The 15,659-nt window shown below is 71.7% G+C and carries 18 protein-coding genes; 11 read left to right on the top strand and 7 right to left on the bottom strand.

Annotated features, from left to right (window positions below; all coding sequences use genetic code 11):
* Positions 1 to 2: 2 nt before the first annotated feature.
* Positions 3 to 539 carry a bifunctional adenosylcobinamide kinase/adenosylcobinamide-phosphate guanylyltransferase gene (locus IE99_RS0101695; RefSeq protein WP_084219232.1) on the bottom strand — a complete coding sequence of 179 codons (537 nt, stop codon included), beginning with the start codon at positions 537 to 539 and terminating at the stop codon, positions 3 to 5.
* Between the two features lie 39 nt (positions 540 to 578).
* On the opposite strand from IE99_RS0101695, the gene IE99_RS0101690 reads away from it, so the two are divergent.
* Positions 579 to 1,382 carry a DsbA family protein gene (locus tag IE99_RS0101690; RefSeq protein ID WP_051711782.1) on the top strand — a complete coding sequence of 268 codons (804 nt, stop codon included), beginning with the start codon at positions 579 to 581 and terminating at the stop codon, positions 1,380 to 1,382.
* 39 nt (positions 1,383 to 1,421) lie between these two features.
* The gene (locus IE99_RS0101685; RefSeq protein WP_030145078.1) at positions 1,422 to 1,619 is read left to right on the top strand and encodes a hypothetical protein; all 198 of its coding nucleotides are present in this window, start codon (positions 1,422 to 1,424) and stop codon (positions 1,617 to 1,619) included.
* Between the two features lie 43 nt (positions 1,620 to 1,662).
* On the opposite strand, the gene IE99_RS0101680 is transcribed toward IE99_RS0101685, so the two are convergent.
* Both IE99_RS0101680 and IE99_RS30890 read right to left on the bottom strand, forming a co-directional pair.
* Positions 1,663 to 2,664, bottom strand: a complete 1,002-nt coding sequence (locus IE99_RS0101680) for an aldo/keto reductase family protein (RefSeq protein WP_030145077.1) — start codon at positions 2,662 to 2,664, stop codon at positions 1,663 to 1,665.
* A 66-nt stretch (positions 2,665 to 2,730) separates the two neighbouring features.
* Positions 2,731 to 3,309: a DUF3043 domain-containing protein gene (locus tag IE99_RS30890; protein ID WP_245623014.1), complete on the bottom strand. Its 579-nt coding sequence runs from the start codon at positions 3,307 to 3,309 to the stop codon at positions 2,731 to 2,733.
* A gap of 133 nt (positions 3,310 to 3,442) precedes the next feature.
* Here IE99_RS30890 and IE99_RS0101670 point away from each other — a divergent pair, with 133 nt between their 5' ends.
* The 3 genes from IE99_RS0101670 to IE99_RS0101660 are packed head-to-tail and all read left to right on the top strand — an operon-like array spanning position 3,443 to position 5,280.
* Positions 3,443 to 4,240, top strand: a complete 798-nt coding sequence (locus IE99_RS0101670; protein WP_169744376.1) for a PspA/IM30 family protein — start codon at positions 3,443 to 3,445, stop codon at positions 4,238 to 4,240.
* Positions 4,237 to 4,515, top strand: coding sequence for a PspA-associated protein PspAA (pspAA, locus tag IE99_RS0101665; RefSeq protein WP_030145074.1), 279 nt, complete (start codon positions 4,237 to 4,239; stop codon positions 4,513 to 4,515). Before IE99_RS0101670 ends, pspAA begins: the two co-directional genes overlap by 4 nt.
* A 3-nt stretch (positions 4,516 to 4,518) precedes the next feature.
* Positions 4,519 to 5,280, top strand: a complete 762-nt coding sequence (locus IE99_RS0101660) for a maleylpyruvate isomerase family mycothiol-dependent enzyme (protein ID WP_030145073.1) — start codon at positions 4,519 to 4,521, stop codon at positions 5,278 to 5,280.
* 12 nt (positions 5,281 to 5,292) lie between these two features.
* On the opposite strand, the gene nadA is transcribed toward IE99_RS0101660, so the two are convergent.
* Entirely contained in the window at positions 5,293 to 6,447 is a 1,155-nt protein-coding gene (gene nadA, locus IE99_RS0101655; RefSeq protein WP_030145072.1) for a quinolinate synthase NadA, read from the bottom strand.
* A 234-nt stretch (positions 6,448 to 6,681) separates the two neighbouring features.
* Between nadA and IE99_RS0101650 the strand changes: the two genes are divergently transcribed.
* Positions 6,682 to 7,044, top strand: a complete 363-nt coding sequence (locus tag IE99_RS0101650) for a HesB/IscA family protein (RefSeq protein ID WP_030145071.1) — start codon at positions 6,682 to 6,684, stop codon at positions 7,042 to 7,044.
* A 174-nt stretch (positions 7,045 to 7,218) separates the two neighbouring features.
* A complete protein-coding gene (locus IE99_RS0101645) occupies positions 7,219 to 8,205 on the top strand; it encodes a carbohydrate kinase family protein (RefSeq protein WP_030145070.1) in 987 nt (328 codons plus the stop codon).
* Between the two features lie 165 nt (positions 8,206 to 8,370).
* On the opposite strand, the gene IE99_RS0101640 is transcribed toward IE99_RS0101645, so the two are convergent.
* Together IE99_RS0101640 and IE99_RS0101635 are read right to left on the bottom strand one after the other, a co-directional pair.
* Positions 8,371 to 8,673 (bottom strand): sulfurtransferase TusA family protein, encoded by a 303-nt coding sequence (locus tag IE99_RS0101640; protein WP_084219203.1) that lies wholly within the window; start codon positions 8,671 to 8,673, stop codon positions 8,371 to 8,373.
* A gap of 58 nt (positions 8,674 to 8,731) precedes the next feature.
* Positions 8,732 to 9,889, bottom strand: a complete 1,158-nt coding sequence (locus IE99_RS0101635) for a cysteine desulfurase family protein (protein ID WP_030145068.1) — start codon at positions 9,887 to 9,889, stop codon at positions 8,732 to 8,734.
* Between the two features lie 164 nt (positions 9,890 to 10,053).
* Here IE99_RS0101635 and ctaC point away from each other — a divergent pair, with 164 nt between their 5' ends.
* From ctaC to IE99_RS0101615, 4 genes are all read left to right on the top strand, one after another.
* Positions 10,054 to 10,839: an aa3-type cytochrome oxidase subunit II gene (gene ctaC / locus IE99_RS0101630; RefSeq protein WP_030145067.1), complete on the top strand. Its 786-nt coding sequence runs from the start codon at positions 10,054 to 10,056 to the stop codon at positions 10,837 to 10,839.
* Positions 10,836 to 12,503: an aa3-type cytochrome oxidase subunit I gene (gene ctaD / locus IE99_RS0101625; RefSeq protein ID WP_030145066.1), complete on the top strand. Its 1,668-nt coding sequence runs from the start codon at positions 10,836 to 10,838 to the stop codon at positions 12,501 to 12,503. Before ctaC ends, ctaD begins: the two co-directional genes overlap by 4 nt.
* 3 nt (positions 12,504 to 12,506) lie before the next feature.
* Complete coding sequence (locus IE99_RS0101620; protein ID WP_030145065.1) at positions 12,507 to 12,917, top strand: cytochrome c oxidase subunit 4; 411 nt, start codon at positions 12,507 to 12,509, stop codon at positions 12,915 to 12,917.
* A 131-nt stretch (positions 12,918 to 13,048) separates the two neighbouring features.
* Positions 13,049 to 14,335 carry a L,D-transpeptidase gene (locus IE99_RS0101615; protein ID WP_051711779.1) on the top strand — a complete coding sequence of 429 codons (1,287 nt, stop codon included), beginning with the start codon at positions 13,049 to 13,051 and terminating at the stop codon, positions 14,333 to 14,335.
* On the opposite strand, the gene IE99_RS0101610 is transcribed toward IE99_RS0101615, so the two are convergent.
* Entirely contained in the window at positions 14,332 to 15,657 is a 1,326-nt protein-coding gene (locus IE99_RS0101610; RefSeq protein WP_030145063.1) for a M48 family metallopeptidase, read from the bottom strand. The two genes, IE99_RS0101615 and IE99_RS0101610, sit on opposite strands and share 4 nt — an antisense overlap.
* Positions 15,658 to 15,659 lie beyond the last annotated feature (2 nt).

The following is a 15,659-nucleotide window of genomic DNA, read 5'->3' as shown; positions in this document are numbered from 1 at the left end:
GGTCACGGCAGGTCCAGGACACGGCCCGCCACGACCAGGGCGACCGCGTCGGCGTGGGCGGCGAGCCGCTGGTTGAGCAGGCCCAGCGCGTCGGCGAACAGGCGTCCGGCGCGGGTCGTCGGCACCAGCGCCAGACCGACCTCCTCGGAGACGGCCACGACCCGCGCGGCGGTGTCCCGCCAGGCGGCCACGAGCGCGTCCACCTCCCCATGGACGCGCTCCGGGGCGTCCCAGGCGCCGGTGCGGTCCATGGCGGCGGTGAGCCAGCCGCCGACGCCGTCCACGAGCACCGGTCCGTTCGCGGAACCGAGCACGGCCGCGAGGTCGGCCGTCTCGACGGTCGTCCAGCCGGGCGGGCGCCGCCGCCGGTGCGCCTCGATCCGGGACGCCCAGTCCGCGTCGCCGTCGCGCCGCGCGGCCGTCGCCACGTAGGTCACGGCGGGGTACGCAGCCAGGCGCCGTTCCGCCTCCGCCGACTTGCCCGACCTGATGCCGCCCAGCAGGAGCGTCCGGTGCGGGCCATGGGTTTCAATGTTCATCGAACCCAGACCTTATGGCCGTACGCGAAGGAGACGCCGGTGGGCAACCCCCCGAACAGCCCGTGGCCCCAGCAACCGGGACCGGGGTACCCGTACGGGCCGCCGATGCCGCCGCCGCCGCGCAGGGGGCCGGGCGTCCTCATCGCGGTCCTCGCCGGGGTCGGGTTCACCGTCCTCCTGCTGGCCGTCGCCGCGTTCGCCGTGTTCGCCATGCGCGACGGCGGCGACGGAGGAGGAGGCGAGGGCCCGCCGGCGCGGGCCGGGCAGATCGCGGGCGGCGCCGAGGCCGTCCCGAACCCGGACGGCAGCCTCACCATGGCGCGGCCCGGCGTCACCGCCCCCCTCGTCGAGATCTACGAGGACTTCGCGTGCCCGCACTGCGGCGCGTTCGACCGGATGCACGACCCGATGCTGAAGGAGCTCGCGGTGTCCGGGCGGGCCAAGGTGATCTTCCGGCCGATGGTCGTCTTCGCCGCCACGCGGCAGCCCGCCCACGGCAACGCGCTGCGCGCCGCCGCCGCGATGCGGTGCGTCGGCGACGGCGCCCGGTGGCTCTCCTACCAGGACGCCCTCTACGCGCACCAGCCGCCGAGCCTCGACGTCGAGGGCTACACCACGTCCGAACTCGTCTCGTACGGCGCCGGGTTCGGCCTCACCGGCGACGACTTCGGCGAGTGCGTCCGGTCGCAGCGGCACGCGGCCTCGGTCCTGGAGGTCAGCCGGCGCTACCTCGCGGACGGCCTGCAGGGAACGCCCGCGGCGCGCGTGAACGGCCGCCTGCTCACGCAGAGCGAGACGGCGAGCGCGGAGGCCCTGCGCCGCGCGATCGAGGCCGCCGGCTGATCAAGCCGTTAGTCTCGCCGGGACGAGGGAGGTCGAGCGATGACGTGGAGCTGGCGTTTGGAGACGGCCGACGGGCGGACCGTCGGCATGTCGGAGGAGTCCTTCTCGACCCAGGCCGACGCGGAGAGCTGGCTGGGCGAGAACTGGCGGGGCCTCCGCGCCGACGAGATCGACAAGGTGACCCTCCTGAACGAGGAGGACACCGTCTACGCGATGAGCCTGCACGACCCCGAATGAGCGGCGGGCCGCGGGGACCGCGCGGTCCCCGCGGCCCACCGGTTCACGGGCGGCCGGGCGGGCTGACCGTCTTCGCCGGGTCGGTGACGACCGCGTCGCCGAGCACGTCGTCGATCCGCCGCATGACGTCGGCGTCCAGCTTCACGCCCGCCGCCTTCACGTTGTCGCGGACCTGCTCCGGACGCGACGCCCCCACGATCGCCGCCGACACGTTCGGGTTCTGCAGCGTCCAGGCGACGGCGAGCTGCGCCATCGTCAGGCCGTGCTCGTCCGCGATCGGCCGGAGGTTCTGCACGCGGGTCAGCAGGTCGTCGTTCAGCATGCGCTTGATGAAGTCCGCGCCGCCCTTGTCGTCCGTCGCGCGCGACCCCTCGGGCAGCGGCTGCCCCGGCTTGTACTTGCCGGTGAGGACGCCCTGCCCGATCGGCGACCAGACGATCTGCCCGATGCCCTCCCGCTCGCACAGCGGGACGACCTCGCCCTCGATGACCCGCCACAGCATCGAGTACTGCGGCTGGCTCGACACGATCCGGTCGAACCCCATCTCGTCGGCGATCTCCAGCGCGCGCCGGATCTCCTCCGCCCGCCACTCGGACACGCCGATGTACAGCGCCTTTCCCTGCCGGACGATGTCGTCGAACGCGCGGAGCGTCTCCTCCAGCGGCGTCTCGTAGTCGAAGCGGTGCGCCTGGTACAGGTCGACGTAGTCGGTCTCCAGGCGGCGCAGCGACGCGTTGATCGACTCCATGATGTGCTTGCGGGACAGGCCCCGGTCGTTCGGGCCCGGTCCCGTCGGCCAGTAGACCTTCGTGAAGATCTCCAGTCCCTCGCGCCGCCGCCCCTTCAGCGCGCGGCCGAGGACCTCCTCGGCGCGCGTGCCGGCGTACACGTCGGCGGTGTCGAACGTCGTGATCCCCTCGTCGAGGGCCGCCCGGACGCAGGCGTGCGCCGCGTCCTCCTCGACCTGGGAACCGTGGGTGAGCCAGTTGCCGTATGCGATCTCGCTGACCTTCAGGCCGCTCCGGCCCAGATTGCGGAACTCCATGCCTCCGACCCTAACCGGCGTAAGATCATGAGAGCCCCACCCGGCGGACGCGCCCGGCGCGTCCCGTCAGACGTCGTCCTTGTCCCCGATGCCGACCTGGGGGGCGGGGACGCGCAGGCGGCGGATCTGCATGGCGCGCATCGCCGCGTACATGCCGAGGCCCTTGCGGTCCTCGTCGGGGTACCGCTCGGCGGCCAGCCGCTTGACGCCGCGGCTGAGCATGAGGCCCTCGCCGAACACCGCGAGCAGCAGCAGGGGCGGCGCGAACAGCATCAGCAGCCGGGCCGCCGTGATCGGCAGCAGGCTGAGGACGACCAGCGCGAACATCGCGTACATCAGGTACGAGCCGATGGTGCGGCGGGAGTCGACGTAGTCGCGGGCCAGCTTGCGCACCGGGCCGCGGTCGCGCTTGAGGAGGTACTTCTGGTCGCCCTTGGCCATTCCCTCACGGGCCTTGACGCGCTCGGACGCCTGCCGCTCCCGGACGCGCCGGTACGCCTCCTTGCGGCTGGACGGAGCCGTGATCGGCCGGCGCCGGGCCTTCTCGGCCTCGCTGCGCTTCGGAGTGGGACGGCCCTTTCCTCCGGGCTTGGTTACTACCTGAGGAGGATCCGCGGGGGCTTCCTGGGTACGACGCTTGAACACGAGGTTCAGCCTACCGGCTGCGAACATCGTGGCTGCCTCGCGCGTTAACGCGTAGGGTGATAAGAACCCCAGCAGTGGTCATTGAGCCCAGTTCACGACTGAGGCGACAGCACGAAGGGACCGGCGCCGCGCGATGAGCGTGATGAAGCGAATGTCAATGATCTTCAAGTCCAAGGCGAACAGGGCGCTGGACCGCATGGAGGATCCTCGCGAGACGCTCGACTACTCCTACCAGCGCCAGCTGGAGATGCTGCAGAAGGTCCGGCGCGGTGTCGCGGACGTCGCCACCTCGCGCAAGCGTCTGGAACTCCAGATCAACCAGCTGGAGCAGCAGCAGAACAAGCTGACCGAGCAGGGCAAGAAGGCGCTGCAGGTGGGCCGCGAGGACCTCGCCCGGGAGGCCCTGACCCGCCGGGCCGGCCTGGACGGGCAGCTGACCGACCTGCGCGCGCAGTACCAGCAGCTCCAGGGCGAGGAGGAGAAGCTGACGCTCGCCTCCCAGCGGCTGCAGGCCAAGGTCGACTCCTTCCGCACCCGCAAGGAGACGATCAAGGCGACCTACACGGCCGCCGAGGCGCAGACCAAGATCAACGAGGCGTTCTCCGGCATCTCCGAGGAGATGGGCGACGTCGGCCTCGCGATCCAGCGCGCCGAGGAGAAGACCGAGAACATGAAGGCGCGGGCCGGCGCGATCGACGAACTGCTGGCGTCCGGTGCCCTGGAGGACTTCTCCGGTCCGAAGGACGACATCCAGGCCGAGCTCGACCGCATGGGCCAGGGCCCCGGCGTCGACGTGGAGCTGGAGCGGCTCAAGGCCGAGCTCGGGCAGGCGCCCGCGCCGAAGGAGCTGAACCAGGGCGCTCCGGCGGCGCAGCAGCAGGACACCCCCCAGCAGGCCGAGTGGCCGCAGCGGCCCGGGGGTGCCCAGTGATCGTCCGGCTGATGGGCGAGGGCCAGCTGGACGTCGCGGCCGACGACCTCAGCGCCCTCAACGCGCTCGACTCCGAGCTGGAGGCGGCGATCGACGCCGGGGACGAGAGCGCCTTCCGCGCCGCCCTGCACGCCCTGCTGGAGAACGTGCGGAAGGTCGGCAGGCCGCTCCCGGCCGACAGCCTGGAGCCGTCCGAGCTGATCCTGCCCCCGGCCGACGCCCACATCGACGAGGTCCGCTCGATGCTCGGCGACGAGGGCCTCCTCCCGGACTGACACGTGCCCTGGGACCACGGCCGCTTCTGCGCCGCGCTGGAGGCGGAGAACGCGGCGTTCGCCGCCGGCTTCGCCGAGGGGGATCTGGACGAGCCGGTCCCGTCCTGCCCCGGCTGGTCGGTCGGCGACCTCGTCCGGCATCTCGGCGGGATCCACCGCTGGGCGTCGGGGACGGTGCGCGTCGGCGCCCCCCGCCGCCTCAGCCTCCGCGAGATCGGGGTGTCGTTCCCCGTCGTCGCGGGCGACCACGCGGAGTGGTTCGCCGAGGGGGCCGGGCGGCTGCTCGCGATCCTGCGCGCCGCCGATCCGGACGCGCCCGTCTGGACGTGGGGCACCGACCGGCACGTCCGCTTCTGGTCGCGGCGGATGCTGCACGAGACCGCGGTGCACCGCTGCGACCTCGACCTCGCGCTCGGCCGCCCGCCGGTCGTCGCGCCCGAGGGCGCCGCCGACGGGATCGACGAGCTGCTCGGCAACCTGGAGTCCGCCGCCGCGTTCGCCCCCAAGATCGAGAACCTGCGCGGGGACGGCGAGACGCTGCTGTTCGCCGCCCCCGAGGGACGCTGGCTGCTGCGGCTCCTGCCCGACCGCTTCGAATGGACCCGGGCGGACGACCCCGCACCGCGGGCCGACGCCGTGGTGCGGGGCGGGGTGTCGGACGTGTTCCTCTTCCTCTGGGGCCGCCGCAAGCTCGGCGACCCCCACCTGGAGTTCTCCGGGGACGACGACCTGCTCGTCCACTGGGTGGAGAACTCCGCCCTCTGACGGCCGCGCCCGCTAGGGCAGCGCGAGCATCTGGTCGAGGGCCGCGCGGGCGTAGTGCGCGGTCTCCTCGTCCACCCGGATGACGTTCTCCACCTTGCCCGCGACCAGGTTCTCCAGCGAGAGCACCAGATGCGGCAGGTCGATGCGGTTCATGGTGGAGCAGTAGCAGACCGTCTTGTCGAGGAACATGACGTTCTTGTCCGGGTGGGCGTTCGCGAGGCGCCGGACGAGGTTCAGCTCGGTGCCGATCGCCCAGGACGACCCGGGCTCCGCCGCGTCCAGCGTCCTGATGATGAACTCGGTCGAGCCGATGAGGTCGGCGGACGCGACGACCTCGTGCCGGCATTCGGGGTGCACGAGGACGTTCACGCCGGGGACGCGCTCGCGCACGTCGTTCACCGACTCCACGGTGAACCGGCCGTGCACCGAGCAGTGGCCCCGCCAGAGGATCATCTTCGCGTCGCGCAGCTGCCGCGGGCCGAGGCCGCCCTCGCGGCGGTGCGGGCTGTAGACGACGCAGTCGTCGAGGGAGAAGCCCATGTCGAGGACGGCGGTGTTGCGGCCGAGGTGCTGGTCGGGCAGGAACAGCACCTTCTTCCCCTTGGCGTACGCCCAGTCGAGGGCGCGCTTGGCGTTGGAGGAGGTGCACACGACGCCGCCGTGCCGCCCGACGAACGCCTTGATGTCGGCGGAGGAGTTCATGTACGTGACCGGGACGACGTCGTCGGCGACGCCGGCGTCCTCCAGGACGTCCCAGCACTCCTCGACCTGGTCGAACGTGGCCATGTCGGCCATGGAGCAGCCGGCGGCCAGGTCCGGGAGGATCACCTGCTGGTGGTCGGCGGTCAGGATGTCGGCCGACTCCGCCATGAAGTGGACGCCGCAGAACACCACGAAGGGGGCGTCCGGACGGGCGGCGGCCTGCTGGGCCAGCTTGAACGAGTCGCCGGTCACGTCCGCGAACCGGATGACCTCGTCGCGCTGGTAGTGGTGGCCGAGGACGAACACGGAATCGCCGAGGGCGGCCTTGGCGGCCCGCGCCCGCTCGACCAGCGCGGGATCGGAGGCGGGCGGCAGCTCGCCGGGACAGTCCACACCGCGCTCGCTGCCGGGATCGGCGCCCCGGCCGAGCAGCAGCAGTGGAAGGTCCTGCACGGGGGTGGTCACGGGAGTCTCCCTCCTGGCGACGCGGCTTATCGTCGCTTTGACGACTAATCATGTCACAGGCGGGCCGGGGACGGCGTGTGACCTAGAACGCACCGGGGGCCGGTGTGCTCCCGCGCGATACGCGGAATGGGTGTCCGGAGAGGTACGTTGTCCTACGGAGAGGCGTACGCGTCCTCGAGGACAAGCGACAGTCAGCCGCACCCCGCGGCGCTGCGAGACCCGGGAGCTGAACACATGACGGTTTCAGGCGAGACCACGCAGGAGACCACGCAGCAGGGCGTCATTCTCACGGACGCCGCCGCCGAGAAGGCCAAGGGCCTGCTCGAGCAGGAGGGCCGCGATGACCTTGCGCTGCGTGTCGCCGTGCAGCCGGGCGGCTGCTCCGGCCTGATCTACCAGCTCTTCTTCGACGAGCGGGAGATGGACGGCGACCAGGTCCAGGACTTCGACGGGCTGTCGGTCCGCGTCGACCGGATGAGCGCCCCCTACCTCGGCGGCGCCACGATCGACTTCGTGGACTCCATCGAGAAGCAGGGCTTCACGATCGACAACCCGAACGCGTCCGGCTCCTGCGCCTGCGGCGACTCCTTCAACTAAGACGTTCCGAGGGGGCGGCCGGGCACCGGCCGCCCTTTCGCGCTGCCCGGGGGTGCGTCTTCCGTTCCCTCCTCCGCCGGTGCGGCCCCCTCCACGGTCCGATGGGAAGTAGGCTTTCGGGGTTCGAAACAGCCGGTGAACAGCCGGACGCCACACCTTGAGGAGAGCGACGCCGTGCGCATCGCCGTGACCGGATCCATCGCCACCGACCATCTGATGACCTTCCCGGGAAGGTTCGCCGACCAGCTCCTGCCCGACCAGCTCGCTCAGGTGTCGCTGTCGTTCCTGGTGGACGAGCTGCAGATCCGCCGCGGGGGCATCGCCCCGAACATCTGCTTCGGCATGGGCAGCCTCGGCAAGGAGTCGGTCCTCGTCGGCGCCGTCGGCGCCGACTTCGCGGACTACCGTTCCTGGCTGGAGCGCCACGGCGTCGACACCGAGTCCGTGCACGTCTCGGAGATCCACCACACCGCGCGGTTCCTGTGCACCACCGACCAGGACCAGAACCAGATCGCCACGTTCTACGCCGGCGCGATGAGCGAGGCCCGGTCGATCGAGCTGAAGCCGGTCGCCGACCGGATCGGCGGCCTCGACCTCGTCATGATCAGCCCGAACGACCCCGAGGCGATGCTCCGGCACACCGACGAGTGCCGCACCCGCGCGTTCCCGTTCGCGGCCGACCCGTCCCAGCAGCTCGCCCGGATGGACGGCACCGATGTCCGCCGCCTCATCGACGGCGCCGCGTACCTGTTCAGCAACGAGTACGAGAAGGCCCTCTGCGAGGAGAAGACCGGCTGGACGGGCGAGGAGATCCTGTCCCGCGTCGGCGTCCGCGTCACCACGCTCGGCGCGAAGGGCGTCGTCATCGACCGCGCGGGCGAGGAGGGCGTGCACGTGCCGTGCGTCGAGGTCCAGAAGGTCGTCGACCCGACCGGCGTCGGCGACGCGTTCCGCGCCGGGTTCCTGTCGACGCTGTCGTGGGGCCTGTCCCTGGAGCGCGCCGCGCAGGTCGGCAACACCGTCGCGGCCTACGCGCTGGAGGCCGCCGGCCCGCAGGAGTACACCCTCGCCCGCCGGGCGTTCCTCGACCGCTTCGGCGACGCCTTCGGAGCCGACGCCGTCGCCGAGATCGAGCCCCACATCACCTGCCCCACCCCGTAGGGGCGTCCGCCGTCGCGCGAGCGCGATGCCCGGCCGGTGAGGCGACGCCGGAGGCGAGCCTCACCGGCCGGATCGCGAAGCGATGCCGCACCGGCCCGAGAACGGTCAGGGCGCGAGCCGCCGGGCGCGTGCCCCGGGCCGGGATCGCATGAACACAGCCGCTTGTCAGTAGTTCCTGCGGATGTGGAAGCCCCAGCCGCCCTGCGGGAGGGTCTCCTCCCGCACGAACTCCTGCGACTTCATCCGGCACCAGGCCGGGACGTCGGTGCGGGCGGCGGCGTCGTCGGCGAGGACGGCGACGACCTCGCCGACCGGCACCTCCCGGATCCGCTCCGCCAGCATGATGATCGGGATGGGGCACTTGCGGCCCAGCGCGTCGATGACCAGCGCGGGCGGCGGCCCGGCGGGGGGCGGCGGCGTGCTCTCGGCGGGGGGCGCGGCGTGCTTCGCGCGGCCTCGGAACCTCATCGGCGCGACCGCCTTTCTGTGCGCTTGCCCCTGTCGCTGCGCTCGACCCCGCCGCCGTTCATCCGGGGATCACCCCGGCCGTCCGGCGCAGATCCGCCACGACGCCGGGGAGCACGGCGAGAAACCGCTCGACCCCGGACGCGTCCGCGCCGCGCGGAAGCGACACCCGCACGTTCCCATGGGTGAGCACCCCCATCGCCTCGAGTACATGGCTTGGTCGCAGCGTATCCGCCGTGCACGAGCTTCCGGACGAAACCGCGAAACCGAGCCGGTCCAGTTCGGTGAGGAGCGCCTCGCCCTCGACGTAGAGGCAGGAGAACGTGACGAGGTGGGGCAGGCGGTGCACCGGGTCGCCGACGACCTCGACGTCCGGGACGGTGCGCGGCACCTCGGCGCGGATCCGGTCGACGAGCGACGACAGCCGGGGCGCCTCGTCCGCCATGTCGGCCCGGTACGCCTCCAGCGCGGCGGCCGCCGCGGCGATCGCGGGCACGTTCTCGAAGCCGGGGACGCGCCGCCCCTCCCGCTCGTCGGCGGGCAGCGGGGAGCGCCACCGGGTGCCCTTGCGGACCGCGAGGACCCCGACGCCCGCCGGGCCGCCCCACTTGTGGGCGCTCGCCGCGAGGAACGACCAGCCCGCGGGGACGTCCGCCCGGCCGGCGGACTGCGCGGCGTCCACGAACAGCGGCACCCCGGCCGCGCGGCACCGCTCGGCGACCTCCGCGACCGGCTGCACGGTCCCGACCTCGTGGTTCGCGGACTGAAGGCAGGCGAGCGCCGTGTCGGGGCGCAGCGCCGCCGCGAAGGCGTCGGCGTCGACGCGCCCCAGCCGGTCGACGCCGACGGCCGTGACCTCGCCGCCGTCCTGCTCGTGCAGCTCGGCCGCGTGCAGGACGCTGGAGTGCTCTACCGCGCCCACCACGAGATGGCGGCCGACGCGCCGCCGCGCGCTCAGCCCGCCGAGCACGGCGAGGTGCACCGCCTGGGTCCCGGACGCCGTGAACGACACCTCGTCGGGGCGCGCGCCGAGCACCTCGGCGACCCGCGCGCGGGAACGGTCCAGCAGCATCCGCGCGCTCCGCGCCCGGCCGTACAGCCGCGCGGGGTCGGCCCAGCCGGACTCCAGCGCGTCCAGCAGCGCCGCCCGCGCCGCGGGATGCGCTGGCTCGGTCGACGCGGCGTCGAAGTAGGTTCCGGATGCGGTGGATTCAGCCACGCCAGAACTCTAAACGGGCACCCGATCGGGGGTTCCCGCGACCCTCGCGCTAGGGTGTCCACCACACGTGTAACAACTGATCTCACCCGCCCGGCCGACCGGGCTTTCATCCGTGGGGAAGGCATTCCGTGAGTCCGACCCGCTCTAGGGAGCGGCGTACGCCTGTGCGCAGTCGCCGCGCATCGAAAGGCGCCGGCGCGCTGGGGCTGCTGGCGCTGACCGCCACCGCGTGCAGCGGCGAGCGCCTTGGCATGCCCGAGCCGATCAGCGTGCAGGCCGAGCGCATGCTCCAGCTCTGGCAGGGCTCCTGGATCGCGGCGTTCGCGGTCGGGGGCGTCGTCTGGGGCCTCATCATCTGGGCGGTGCTGTTCCACCGCAAGCGCTCCGACGACCTGCCGCCGCAGGTCCGCTACAACATGCCGATCGAGATCCTCTATACGGCGGTCCCGTTCGTCATCATCGCGGTCCTGTTCTACTTCACCGCCCGGGACGAGGAGTTCGTCGAGAAGACGACCGCCAACCCGGCGGTCACCATCGACGTGACCGGGTACCAGTGGAGCTGGCAGTTCGACTACAAGGAGAAGGTCGCCGGCGCGGAGAAGACCGTCGCCACCGTGGTCGGTGTCCCGGTCGCTCCGAACGGACCGGCCGCCGGCAAGCCCGTCATGGTGATCCCGTCGGGCAAGACGGTCCGCATCCGGCTGCACACCAACGACGTCATCCACTCGTTCTGGGTTCCGGCGCTCCTGTACAAGAAGGACGTCATGCCGGGCTACACGAACGAGTTCGAGTTCACGGCGACGAAGCTCGGCACCTATGAGGGCCGCTGCGCAGAGCTCTGCGGCGTCGACCACAGCCGGATGCTGTTCCAGCTGAAGGTCGTCACGCCCGAGCAGTACGCCACATTCATGGCCGAGGCCAAGGCCAAGGCCACGGGGGGTGCCCAGTGACGGCGACCAGTCACGCGCCGAGCGCACCGCTCGCCGCGTCGCGGACGAGCAAGGGGCGGATCGCCGCCAAGTGGCTCTCGTCCACCGACCACAAGGTGATCGGCTACCTGTACCTGATCACGTCGTTCTTCATGTTCCTGTTCGGCGGCGTGATGGCGCTCGTCATGCGCGCCGAGCTGTTCGATCCGGGACTCCAGATCGTCAGCAACGAGCAGTTCAACCAGCTGTTCACCATGCACGGCACGGTCATGCTGCTGATGTTCGCGACGCCGCTGTTCGCGGGGTTCGCCAACGTCATCATGCCGCTGCAGATCGGCGCTCCGGACGTCGCGTTCCCGCGCATGAACATGCTGGCGTTCTGGTTCTTCCTGTTCGGCAGCCTGATCGCGCTGAGCGGCTTCCTGACGCCGGGCGGCGCGGCCAGCTTCGGCTGGTTCGCCTACGCCCCGCTGTCGGACGCGGTGCGCTCGCCCGGTGTCGGCGGCGACCTGTGGGTGATGGGCCTGACCCTGTCCGGCCTCGGCACGATCCTGGGCGCCGTCAACTTCATCACCACGATCCTGTGCATGCGGGCGCCGGGCATGACCATGTTCCGGATGCCGATCTTCACCTGGAACATCCTGCTGACCTCCATCCTGGTGCTGCTCGCGTTCCCGCCGCTGGCGGCCGCGCTGCTGGCGCTGGAGGCCGACCGCAAGTTCGGCGCGCACATCTTCGACGCCTCGCACGGCGGGGCGCTGCTATGGCAGCACCTGTTCTGGTTCTTCGGACATCCCGAGGTGTACATCATCGCCTTGCCGTTCTTCGGCATCGTGACGGAGATCCTGCCGGTGTTCAGCCGCAAGCCGGTGTTCGGCTACATCGGCCTGGTGTTCGCGACCATCAGCATCGCCGGCCTGTCCATCACCGTGTGGGCGCACCACATGTTCGTGACCGGCCAGGTCCTGCTGCCGTTCTTCTCCTTCATGACGTTCCTCATCGCCGTGCCCACGGGGGTGAAGTTCTTCAACTGGGTGGGAACCATCTGGCGAGGGCAACTGACGTTCGAGTCGCCGATGCTGTGGTCACTGGGCTTCCTCGTGACGTTCCTGTTCGGCGGGCTCACCGGCGTCATCCTGGCCTCGCCGCCGATGGACTTCCAGCTGTCGGACTCCTACTTCGTGGTGGCGCACTTCCACTACGTCGTGTTCGGCACCGTCGTGTTCGCGATGTTCGCGGGCTTCTACTTCTGGTGGCCGAAGTTCACCGGAAAGATGCTCAACGACCGCCTCGGCAAGGTGCACTTCTGGCTGCTGTTCATCGGCTTCCACGGCACCTTCCTGATCCAGCACTGGCTGGGCGCCGCGGGCATGCCGCGCCGGTACCCCGACTACGCCAGCGAGTTCACCGGGATGAACCAGGTTTCGACGGTCTTCTCGTTCATCCTGGGCGTGTCGCTGCTGCCGTTCTTCTACAACGTGTACATCACGGCGAAGAAGGGCCGCCGCGTCGAGGTCGACGACCCGTGGGGGTACGGCGCGTCGCTGGAGTGGGCGACGTCCTGCCCGCCGCCGCGGCACAACTTCAACTCGATTCCGAGGATCCGTTCCGAGCGGCCGGCGTTCGACCTGCACCACCCGCACGTGGGTGCCAAGGGCGAACTCGCCGGGGCGAAGGGGGAGTAGCCGATGCGCGTCCAGGCGTTCATGTTCTACGGTTGCGCGATCTTCTTCCTCGTGACCGACATCGTCTACTGGCTCTGGTCGGAGGACTGGACCGGGACCACGGCGCTCGCCCTGGCGGTCGGCCTCGCCGGCCTGATCGGGTTCTACGTCCACTTCACGATCCGGCGCCTCGAGCGGGCCAACCAGGGCCCGCTGTACGAGGACGACCCGGACGGTGAGATCGCGGACGCGGCCGGCGAGCTGGGCTTCTTCAGCCCGCACAGCTGGTGGCCGCTGTTCGTCGGGCTGTCGGCGGCTTCGATCTCGCTGGGAATGGTGTTCGGGTGGTGGCTGGTGTTCCTCGGCGTGTCGGCCTGCATCATGTCGACCATCGGCCTGGTTTTCGAGTACTACCGGGGTCATTTCGCCCACTGATCAGGTAAAGGATCCCTACCGGGGGCCGGTATCCGCGCTCTGCGCGGGTACCGGCCCTTTGTACCGGGCGGGGGGCCGGCGACCGAGCCGGCCCGGACCATCACGCGCCCGGCCGACGGACAGGGGGCCACATGGGACGAGCGTGCTCGGGACCGGGACGGCGGGGGAAGGGGATCGCGGCACTGGCCGCGGGCGCGGCCGTGGCGGCCGGCGGAGCGGGTTGCTCGCGGGGGCCGGAGCCCCCGCGCGGCGAGCCGGTCCGGCTTGCGGTGGCGCCGGCGCCGGGCGGCTCGGGGCTGCGGCCGGACGTCCCGATCACGGTCCAGGCGGCCGGCGGCACGATCGAGAACGTGAGCGTGGCGACGAAGGGCACGCCCGTCGAGGGCGAGCTGAGCGCCGACCGGACGCTCTGGCGGTCCCGCTGGTCACTCGATCCGGGCCGTGCCTACACCGTCCGGGCGACGGCCGTCGGCGCCGACGGCCGGACGGAGACCGTCACGAGCACGTTCAGCACGGCGCGGGTGAAGCCGCGGATCGAGATGGCGCTGGAGGCCCCGTACGACGGTGAGACCGTCGGCGTCGGCATGCCGATCATCATGACGTTCGACCGCGAGGTGACGGACCGGGCGGCCGTGGAACGCGCCCTGGAGGTCCGCGCGGACAAGCCGGTCGAGGGCGCCTGGCACTGGTTCGGCGGTGACGGGCTGCCGCATGAGGCCGTCTTCCGGACGAAGGCGCACTGGCCCGCGAACACGAAGGTCAGCTTCCGCGCCCACCTCAGCGGCGTGGACGCCGGGAGGAACCGGTACTTCGGGCGCAACCACTCCGTCGACTTCACCGTCGGGAGAGCGCACGTCTCCACGATCAGCGAGAACCGGCACACGATGACGGTGCGGGTGAACGGCCGGAAGATCCGGACGATGCCGACCAGCATGGGCAAGGGCGGCGTCCGCAAGTACACCACGACCAACGGCCACCATCTGACGATGGACAAGGGCAGCCCCGTCATCATGGACTCCAGCACGGTCGGCTGCCCGAAGGGCTGCCCCGACTACTACCGGCTGACGGTGTACTCGGCCGTCCGGGTGTCCGACAGCGGCGAGTACGTGCACAGCGCGCCCTGGTCGGTCGGCTCGCAGGGCCGCGCGAACGTCAGCCACGGCTGCATCAACCTCAGCCCGTCGAACGCCCGCTGGTTCTACAAGCTGTCCCAGCGGGGCGACCCGGTGACGGTGACGGGGACGAGCCGGGAGCTCGAGCCGCAGAACGGCTGGGGCTACTGGCAGCTGGGCTGGGACGACTGGGTCAAGGGCAGCGCGCTGGGTCGCTCGGTGACCACCGGGCCGCTCGGTGACGTGGCGACGCTGACCTCCCGAACGGGCCCCGGCGCGATGCCGACGACGGCCCGGCGGGACTAGGGACGGCGCAGCGGCGGCGGCTCGGCCACGCGGTTCTGCCGCGCCCAGTCGCGGGCCATCGCGATCCGCGACGGTCCGGGCGGGTGCGACAGCCACAGCAGGTACTCCAGTGCGTCCGGTGACAGGTCGGAGATGTTGCGGACGGACAGCTCGCGCTGCATCTGCGCGAACCCGGCCGGGTCGCGCGTGAGGTCCAGCGCGTGCGCGTCGGCGCGCGCCTCGACATGCCGGCTGACGGCGTGCTGGACGGGCGCGGCGAGCTGCGTCGCCACCGCCACGAGGGCGAGCAGCAGCGCGAGCGATCGCGGGTCGGCCGCGCCGCCCTCCCCGTCGACCCCCGCGCGCCGCAGGAGGCGGCGCGAGGTCAGCAGCGGGTACAGCAGGCAGATCGCCCCGGCGACGCCCATCGCGCCGACCAGTGTCCCCCACAGCACGTCGCCCCGCTCGGCATGTCCCAGCTCGTGCGCGACGATCGCCTTGATCTTAGCCGGGGCGGCCCCCTCGAGCGTGTCGTACAGGACGATGCGGCGTGTCGAGCCGAATCCCGAGACGTAGGCGTTGAGCGCGGTGGTGCGGCGGGAGGCGTCGGCGACGAGGATGTCCTGCACCGGGACGCCGTCCCGCTCGGCCATCGCGAGCAGGTCCGTGCGGAGCCGCCCGGCCGGCATGGGCCGGAACTCGTTGAAGACCGGCTCGATCGCGACCGGGTACAGGAACGACACGGTGACGACGAGCCCGAACCCGCCCGCGGCGGCGCCCGTCCACCAGTACCGCGGGAAGCGCCGCATCACCGCGTAGAGCAGCAGCAGCGCGATCGTGGAGATCACCCAGGTGACGGCGAGCGACTTCGCCTGGTCGGCGAGCCAGGCCGCGTGCGTCTGGGTGGACAGCCCGTAGCGCCGCAGGACGGACTCGCCCCAGATGTCGAACGGCAGCCCCGCGGCCCGCAGCAGCGTGGCCAGCGCGGCCGACGCGACGGCGACGCGCAGCGGCCACCGCCGGACGCGTGCGGTGGCCCAGCCGAGGAACCGCGCACCGGCCGGGGTGAGCCCGAGGACCAGGAGCACCGCCAGCCCGGCGACGAGGCCGGCGTAGGCGGGCGGATTGATCGCCGCGTCGAACGCGCGCGACCGGGCGATCTCGGCGGCCGTGAAGTCGGCGGCGGGATCGGCCTCGGCCGCCCCGCCGGGGACGTCTCCCGGCAGGGGGGTCCACGGCGTTGTGAGCGCCAGCACGACCCCGACCCCCGCGAACAGCGCGGCTCCCGTCACCGCGGCGGCGGTGCGCGGGGCCCGGCTCGCGCCCGCGTCCGCGGCGCTCACGC

This window comes from Spirillospora albida, assembly GCF_000718255.1.
Taxonomy (GTDB): Bacteria; Actinomycetota; Actinomycetes; order Streptosporangiales; family Streptosporangiaceae; genus Spirillospora; species Spirillospora albida.
Note: the sequence above shows the minus strand (reverse complement) of the source record. Positions and strands in the feature narration are given on the sequence as shown.